This is a genomic window from Clostridium sp. AM46-21, assembly GCF_003480025.1.
GTDB lineage: Bacteria > Bacillota > Clostridia > Lachnospirales > Lachnospiraceae > Coprococcus > Coprococcus ammoniilyticus.
Window position 1 is genome coordinate 2,517 of the sequence record NZ_QUIB01000027.1, and the last position, 2,951, is coordinate 5,467.

Here is a 2,951-nt window from a genome sequence, read left to right on the forward strand (position 1 = left end):
AAGATAGCAACGGACCACAGCATATCAAGCTACGTATGCTGTAAGGTTAAGTTAGAAAGAGCGCAGGGTGGATGCCTTGGCACTGAGAGCCGAAGAAAGACGTGATAAGCTGCGAAAAGCTGCGGTAAGGAGCAAATATCCGATGACCCGCAGATATCTGAATGGGGAAACCCGGCTGAGCAAACCTCAGTCACCGTATACTGAATACATAGGTATACGGAGGGAACCCGCTGAACTGAAACATCTAAGTAGGCGGAGGAAGAGAAAGAAACATCGATTCCGTAAGTAGCGGCGAGCGAACGCGGAAGAGCCCAAACCGTTGTGCGTGCACGACGGGGTATGGACTGCGATATGGCAGTGTAGAAGATAGTAGAAGGGTCTGGGAAGTCCCGCCAGAGAGAGTGAAAGCCTCGTACATGAAATCTGAAACACACCTAGCAGGATCCGGAGTACCACGAGACACGAGAAACCTTGTGGGAAGGCGGAGGGACCACCCTCCAAGGCTAAATACTACTCAGTGACCGATAGCGCATAGTACTGTGAAGGAAAGGTGAAAAGGACCCCGGGAGGGGAGTGAAAGAGAACCTGAAACCCTGTGTTTACAAGCTGTGGAACTGCGAATAAAGCAGAACCGCGTACTTTTTGTAGAACGGTCCGGCGAGTTTCTTGTGCTGGCAAGGTTAAGTACCTCAGGTACGGAGCCGAAGTGAAAGCAAGTGTTAATAGCACGTAAAGTCAGTATAAGAAGACCCGAAACCGGGTGATCTACCCATGTCCAGGTTGAAGTTGCCGTAAAAGGCAATGGAGGACCGAACGCACATCCGTTGAAAAGGGTGGCGATGAGGTGTGGGTAGGGGAGAAATTCCAATCGAACCCGGAGATAGCTGGTTCTCCTCGAAATAGCTTTAGGGCTAGCCTCGTATTAGTCTAGCGGAGGTAGAGCACTGAATATCCTAGGGGGCGTCAAAGCTTACCGAAGATTATCAAACTCCGAATGCCGCAGAGATGATGTACGGGAGTCAGACTGCACGAGATAAGTTGGGTAGTCAAAAGGGAAAGAGCCCAGACCATCAGCTAAGGTCCCAAAGTGTGTGTTAAGTGGTAAAGGATGTGGGATTTCGAAGACAACTAGGATGTTGGCTCAGAAGCAGCCATACATTCAAAGAGTGCGTAATAGCTCACTAGTCGAGAGGTCCTGCGCCGAAAATGTCCGGGGCTAAAACACACCACCGAAGCTATGGAATGTGAAAACATTGGTAGAGGAGCATTCTTAACGTGACGAAGCTGTACCGGAAGGAGCAGTGGAGTGTTAAGAAGAGAGAATGCCGGAATGAGTAGCGAGATTTAAGTGAGAATCTTAAAGGCCGAATATCTAAGGTTTCCAGGGTAAAGCTGATCTTCCCTGGGTAAGTCGGGGCCTAAGGCGAGGACGAAAGTCGTAGTCGATGGATAACAGGTAGAAATTCCTGTACCACATACAAACAGAACTGTGGGGACGCAGAGAGAAAGCCAGAGCCGGAAATGGAAAAGCCGGTGCAAGCGAGGTATCCGTAAGGGAGGCAAATCCCCCTTGCAAGGAGAAGACGTAATGCGGAGTGAACTATAAGTAACGAAGCTGGTGAGCTAGCTGCCAAGAAAAGCCGCTATTGTTTTGTATGTGCCCGTACCGTAAACCGACACAGGTGGATGAGGAGAGAATCCTAAGGCCGGCGGGAGAAGTGTTGTTAAGGAACTCGGCAAAATGACTCCGTAACTTCGGGAGAAGGAGTGCCATAGAGATATGGCCGCAGAGAAATGGCCCAAGCAACTGTTTAGCAAAAACACAGGTCTATGCAAAACCGAAAGGTGAGGTATATGCTGACGCCTGCCCGGTGCTGGAAGGTTAAGAGGAGAGCTTAGCGCAAGCGAAGGTTTGAATTTAAGCCCCAGTAAACGGCGGCCGTAACTATAACGGTCCTAAGGTAGCGAAATTCCTTGTCGGGTAAGTTCCGACCCGCACGAAAGGCGTAATGATTTGGGCACTGTCTCGACAACACACCCGGTGAAATTGAAATACCAGTGAAGATGCTGGTTACCTGCGCCAGGACGGAAAGACCCCATGGAGCTTTACTCCAGTTTGATACTGGGATTCGGTACTGTCTGTACAGGATAGGTGGGAAGCTAGGAAATGATGACGCCAGTTGTCATGGAGCTGACCTTGGGATACCACCCTTACAGTACTGGGTTTCTAACCTGCAGCCGTGACCCGGCTGGGGGACAATGTCTGACGGGGAGTTTGACTGGGGCGGTCGCCTCCGAAAGGGTATCGGAGGCGCTCAAAGGTTCCCTCAGAATGGTCGGAAACCATTCGAAGAGTGCAAAGGCAGAAGGGAGCTTGACTGCGACACCGACGGGTGGAGCAGGTACGAAAGTAGGACTTAGTGATCCGGTGGTATAACGTGGGATTGCCATCGCTCAACGGATAAAAGCTACCCTGGGGATAACAGGCTTATCACTCCCAAGAGTTCACATCGACGGAGTGGTTTGGCACCTCGATGTCGGCTCATCGCATCCTGGAGCTGTAGCAGGTTCCAAGGGTTGGGCTGTTCGCCCATTAAAGCGGTACGCGAGCTGGGTTCAGAACGTCGTGAGACAGTTCGGTCCCTATCCGGCGTGGGCGTAGGATATTTGAGAGGAGCTGTCCTTAGTACGAGAGGACCGGGATGGACGGACCGCTGGTGTATCTGTTGTTGACCAACAGCATGGCAGAGTAGCCAAGTCCGGCAGGGATAAACGCTGAAGGCATCTAAGCGTGAAGCCCCCCTCAAGATTAGATATCCCATTCTTTAAAGAAATAAGACCCCTTGAAGACTACGAGGTTGATAGGTCTGAGGTGTAAGTGCGGTAACGCATTCAGCTGACAGATACTAATAGGTCGAAGACTTATCCTGAGAGGTTCGAAAGATAAGCGG

The 2,951-nt window shown here is 50.9% G+C and carries 1 rRNA gene; it reads left to right on the forward strand.

Annotated features, from left to right (window positions below):
- Positions 1 to 44 precede the first annotated feature (44 nt).
- Positions 45 to 2,930 (forward strand): 23S ribosomal RNA (locus tag DW959_RS13970).
- Positions 2,931 to 2,951 lie beyond the last annotated feature (21 nt).